The sequence below is a fragment of the Gordonibacter pamelaeae 7-10-1-b genome (genome assembly GCF_000210055.1).
Classification (GTDB): domain Bacteria; phylum Actinomycetota; class Coriobacteriia; order Coriobacteriales; family Eggerthellaceae; genus Gordonibacter; species Gordonibacter pamelaeae.
The window spans coordinates 3,194,080-3,198,451 of sequence record NC_021021.1 but is presented as its reverse complement, the minus strand read 5'-3'; the positions used below and the strand labels follow the sequence as shown (position 1 = coordinate 3,198,451).

Here is a 4,372-nt window from a genome sequence, read left to right as displayed (position 1 = left end):
CCCCCCGGTGACGCGGCCGGCCAGTCGGTGTCGCCCGCGTGCATTTACGCCGCCGCGCGCGTCGCGCCCGCCGCGCTATGGTAGAATCGGCACCCGAGAAACATCATTTCGACGAAGGAGCTTTTCATGGTAGACAAGAACGACGTGGCGGCGGTGCTCGAGCTCATCCGCCCCAGCCTGCAGGCCGACGGCGGCGACGTGAGGTTCGTCGACGTGGACGAGGACGGCGTGGTGTCGGTGGAGCTGCAGGGCGCCTGCAAGGGCTGCCCCATGTCCGAGATGACGCTGGCGAACGGCGTGGAACGCATCCTGAAGGAGCGCGTGCCCGGCGTGACGAAGGTCGTCGCCGTCCACGAAGGCTAGAGCGGGGGACCGGGGCCATGGCGAACTGTTGGGAGCGGCGCGGGTGCGACGACGAGATGATGTCGCGCTGCCCGCACAACACGCCCGGCGAGCCGTGCCCGGCCGACTGCCACTACGCCGCCTGCGACCGGCCGACGCACGTGGTGGCGACCGACTTCGCGGTGCTGCTCAACCCCGAGCGGTACTACGATGCGGCCGTGAAGGAGGTGTGCCGCTTCTGCGAGCACTTCCTGGAGCACGGCCCGGACCTTGCCGACGCGCCCGCGGACGGGTCGCGCGCCGGCAACCCGAACCGCTTCCTGCTGTAGGGCGGGTCGCGGCTGCCGCTTGCGCGGCGGGACGTCGTTTCCGCCGTCCGCATGCGGCGTTTGGGGTATCATGAGCAAGGCAGGAACGCGCGGCCGCCCGGGAGGGCGGCCGCGTTGCACGCAGGGCCATCGATGGAAACAGGAGGAAGCATGACCGAGCAGGTGCAGGGCACGCTGAAGGTGAAGACCGGGTTCGCCGAGATGATGAAGGGCGGCGTCATCATGGACGTCGTCAACCCCGAGCAGGCGAAGATAGCCGAGGATGCGGGAGCCGTGGCCGTCATGGCCCTCGAGCGCGTCCCCGCCGACATCCGCGCGCACGGCGGCGTGGCGCGCATGAGCGACCCCACCATGATCGAGGGCATCGTGGAGGCCGTGTCCATCCCCGTCATGGCGAAGTGCCGCATCGGGCATTTCGTGGAGGCGCAGGTGCTGCAGAGCCTGGGCGTGGACTTCATCGACGAGAGCGAGGTGCTCACGCCGGCCGACGACGAGTACCACGTGAACAAGTGGGACTTCGACGTGCCGTTCGTGTGCGGCGCCCGCAACCTGGGCGAGGCGCTGCGCCGCATCGCCGAGGGCGCGGCCATGATCCGCACGAAGGGCGAGCCGGGCACGGGCAACGTGGTGGAGGCCGTGCGCCACATGCGCACCGTCACCACCGACATCGCCCGCATCAAGGGCCTGCGCGACGAGCAGCTGTTCACGGCCGCGAAGGACTTGCAGGCTCCCTACGAGCTGGTGAAATGGGTGGCCGAGCACGGGTGCCTTCCCGTGGTGAACTTCTCCGCCGGCGGCATCGCCACACCCGCCGACGCGGCGCTCATGATGCAGCTGGGCTGCGACGGCGTGTTCGTGGGCAGCGGCATCTTCAAGTCGGGCAACCCGGCCAAGCGCGCCCGCGCCATCGTGGAGGCCACGACGAACTACGACGACCCCGACACCATCGCGCGCGTCTCGCGCGATCTGGGCGAGGCTATGGTGGGCATCGAGATCTCGGACATCCCCGAGAACGAGCTCATGGCCGGACGCGGCTGGTAGGGGCGTTTCGTGGCTGCGTTGCGCATCGGCGTCCTAGCCCTGCAGGGCGCCTTCCGCGAGCATCGGCGCATGCTCGACGGGCTGGGGGCCGAAACGCGGCTCGTGCGCTGGCCGGCCGAGCTGGACGGGCTGGACGGCCTCGTGATCCCGGGCGGCGAGTCCACGGCCATCGCGAAGCTGCTGGCCATCCACGGGATGTACGGGCCCCTGCGCGACGCCTTCGCGGCCGGCATGGCCGTGTTCGGCACGTGCGCCGGCGCCATCCTCATGGCACGCGACATCGAGGGCGCGCGCCCCGACCAGGAGCCGCTCGCCCTCATGGACGTGCGCATCCGGCGCAACGCCTACGGGCGGCAGATCGACTCGTTCGAGACGGCGGTGCCGTTCGACGGGGTGGCGGGGGGCCCGGTGAAGGCCGTGTTCATCCGCGCACCCCGCTTCGCCGACCTGGGGCCGGGCGTGCGGGTGCTCGCTGTCGGCGACGGCGGCGAGCCGCTCGCCGTGCGCGAAGGGCGCGCGCTGGCCGTGGCGTTCCACCCCGAGCTCGCCGACGATGCTCGCGTGCATGCCTATTTCCTCGAAAGCGTGGCCGGCGCGTGACGTTCGGCCTCGGGGAAGTCTGCTACAATGAGGTTCGTTGGCGGACCCGGCAAGGCGAAGGAGCGTGAGGCGCGTGAGTCAGACGATTACCTGCCCGGCGTGCGGCGCGTCCGATCTGGACGTGTGCTGCTACGACTCCATGATGGTCGTGCGCGCGGACCTCGCCATGTTCACGTTGCGCTGCCCCTCGTGCGGCGCCAAGGTGTCCAGCATGCAGACCATACCCTCCCAGCTGCGCGACGAGGTGCGGTTCGCCGCCATCGAGGTGGGCGCGGGCATGGGCCGCGAGTAACGTCACGCGCCGGCTGCGCGGCGGGGCGGGCCCGCACGCGGCGGGTTCTCCCGCCGACGTCGCAGCTCCGGCGATCGGCAAGGCAAAGGAATCCTATGCTCAACGATATCTACTGGAATCTCGACCCCGTCCTGTTCTCGGCGGGGCCGTTCACCGTGCGGTGGTACGGCATCGCCTACGTGGCGGGGTTCGTGTGCGCCGCCCTGCTCATCTGGCGGCTGGCCAAGCGCTGGCGCATCCGCGTGGACGCCGACGCGCTGCTCACCATCATGTTCTGCGTCATCATCGGCGTCGTGGCGGGCGGACGGCTGGGATACGTGCTGTTCTACGGCAACGGCCTGGAGTTCTACCTGCAGAACCCGCTCGAGGTGCTCGCGTTCAACCACGGCGGCATGAGCTTCCACGGCGGGCTCGTGGGCGCGCTCCTCGCCGGCATAGCGGCGGCGAAGATGACGGGCATCCCGTACCTCACGCTGGCCGACCTGGGCTGCGTGGCGGCCCCCATCGGGCTCTTCTTCGGGCGGCTTGCGAACTTCGTGAACGGCGAGCTGTGGGGCGGTCCCACCGACCTGCCGTGGGGCGTCGTGTTCGGCGGGGCTGCGGGCACCATGCCGCGCCATCCCTCCCAGCTCTACGAGGCGCTGCTGGAGGGCGTGCTCATCTTCGCCGTGCTGTTCATGCTCTCGCGCAGGCTCCCGCCGCGCCCGCGCGGCACGTTCCTGGGCGTGTTCCTGATTATGTACGGTTGTTGTCGGTTCGCCATCGAATTCGTGCGCCAGCCCGATGTGCAGCTAGGATATCTGTGGGGCGGTTGGCTGACCATGGGCCAGCTCCTGTCCGTCCCGCTCGTGCTCGTGGGAATCGGCGTGCTCGTTTATGCGCTTCGGATGAAGAAGCCGCAACAGGGTCTTCCGGAATTGCCACAAGGCGAGTAACATATAAGGCGTGCCATCAAGGAGCGAACCTGAAGCCCGGACGGGCCCCGCGCAGGCGGCGGCTGCGGTCGGGAACGACCTCGAAGGGGGAACCATGGAGCTCAAATTCTACCATTGCCGCCATTGCGGGAACATCGCCGTCAAGCCGTTCGACTCCGGCGTGCCGCTGGTATGCTGCGGCGAGCAGATGGAGGAGCTTGTCGCCAACACCACCGATGCCGCGCTCGAGAAGCACGTGCCCAACGTGAAGGTGGACGGCTCGAACGTCCACGTCCAGGTGGGCAGCACGCTGCACCCCATGACGCCGGAGCACTACATCACGTTCGTGTGCCTGCAGACGAAGAACGGCTACCAGTTCGTGCAGCTCACGCCGGAGGACGCCCCCGTGGCCGACTTCGCCGTGGCCGAGGGCGACGAGCCGGTGAAGGTGTACGAGTACTGCAACATCCACGGCCTGTGGGCAGCCGAGCTCTAGGGACCCCGCCTCTCAAGCCGCATCGAGCGCCCGTCCCGCACCGCGCGGGGCGGGCGCTCGCACGTTTCCCTTTGTGAAGCTCCGCTTCCGATTCGGCCGCCGCCCGGACGCGCGGCGGGGTTCGCGGTATCATGCAACGTGAAGGGCCCGATCGGGGCACCGCATGGCGGAAGGAGCAGCATGGCAAGGCGCACGAAGATCGTTTGCACGCTGGGCCCGTCGGTGGACGACGAGGCGTCGCTGCGCGCCCTGCTGGGGGCGGGCATGGACGTCGCGCGCTTCAACTTCTCGCACGGCTCGCACGACGAGCACCGCGCGCGCATGGAGCGTTTGCGCAAGGTGCGCGGCGAGCTGGACT

Annotated in this window: 8 protein-coding genes; all 8 read left to right on the top strand. The window is 69.3% G+C overall.

Features of this window, described 5'->3' with window-relative positions; genetic code table 11:
• Nucleotides 1-126: 126 nt before the first annotated feature.
• Nucleotides 127-363 (top strand): NifU family protein, encoded by a 237-nt coding sequence (locus GPA_RS14695; RefSeq protein ID WP_015540363.1) that lies wholly within the window; start codon nucleotides 127-129, stop codon nucleotides 361-363.
• A 17-nt stretch (nucleotides 364-380) separates the two neighbouring features.
• Nucleotides 381-671 (top strand): hypothetical protein, encoded by a 291-nt coding sequence (locus tag GPA_RS14690; RefSeq protein ID WP_015540362.1) that lies wholly within the window; start codon nucleotides 381-383, stop codon nucleotides 669-671.
• 150 nt (nucleotides 672-821) lie between these two features.
• Nucleotides 822-1,712, top strand: a complete 891-nt coding sequence (gene pdxS / locus GPA_RS14685) for a pyridoxal 5'-phosphate synthase lyase subunit PdxS (RefSeq protein WP_015540361.1) — start codon at nucleotides 822-824, stop codon at nucleotides 1,710-1,712.
• Between the two features lie 9 nt (nucleotides 1,713-1,721).
• Entirely contained in the window at nucleotides 1,722-2,312 is a 591-nt protein-coding gene (gene pdxT / locus GPA_RS14680) for a pyridoxal 5'-phosphate synthase glutaminase subunit PdxT (RefSeq protein ID WP_041239725.1), read from the top strand.
• Between the two features lie 73 nt (nucleotides 2,313-2,385).
• On the top strand, nucleotides 2,386-2,604 hold the full coding sequence (locus tag GPA_RS14675; protein WP_041239724.1) for a UDP-N-acetylmuramoylalanyl-D-glutamate--2, 6-diaminopimelate ligase: 219 nt from the start codon (nucleotides 2,386-2,388) through the stop codon (nucleotides 2,602-2,604).
• Between the two features lie 95 nt (nucleotides 2,605-2,699).
• Nucleotides 2,700-3,539, top strand: coding sequence for a prolipoprotein diacylglyceryl transferase (gene lgt, locus GPA_RS14670; RefSeq protein WP_015540360.1), 840 nt, complete (start codon nucleotides 2,700-2,702; stop codon nucleotides 3,537-3,539).
• A gap of 94 nt (nucleotides 3,540-3,633) precedes the next feature.
• A complete protein-coding gene (locus GPA_RS14665; protein ID WP_015540359.1) occupies nucleotides 3,634-4,014 on the top strand; it encodes a desulfoferrodoxin family protein in 381 nt (126 codons plus the stop codon).
• 180 nt (nucleotides 4,015-4,194) lie between these two features.
• A partial coding sequence (locus tag GPA_RS17605; RefSeq protein WP_231847708.1) for a pyruvate kinase occupies nucleotides 4,195-4,372 on the top strand: 178 nt, incomplete at its 3' end.

Excerpts from the sequence above, each read along its gene's own strand:
- GPA_RS14695 (WP_015540363.1), top strand. The coding sequence starts at position 127 with ATGGTAGACAAGAACGACGTGGCGGCGGTGCTCGAGCTCATCCGCCCC.
- GPA_RS14690 (WP_015540362.1), top strand. The coding sequence starts at position 381 with ATGGCGAACTGTTGGGAGCGGCGCGGGTGCGACGACGAGATGATGTCG.
- pdxS (WP_015540361.1), top strand. The coding sequence starts at position 822 with ATGACCGAGCAGGTGCAGGGCACGCTGAAGGTGAAGACCGGGTTCGCC.
- lgt (WP_015540360.1), top strand. The coding sequence starts at position 2,700 with ATGCTCAACGATATCTACTGGAATCTCGACCCCGTCCTGTTCTCGGCG.
- GPA_RS14665 (WP_015540359.1), top strand. The coding sequence starts at position 3,634 with ATGGAGCTCAAATTCTACCATTGCCGCCATTGCGGGAACATCGCCGTC.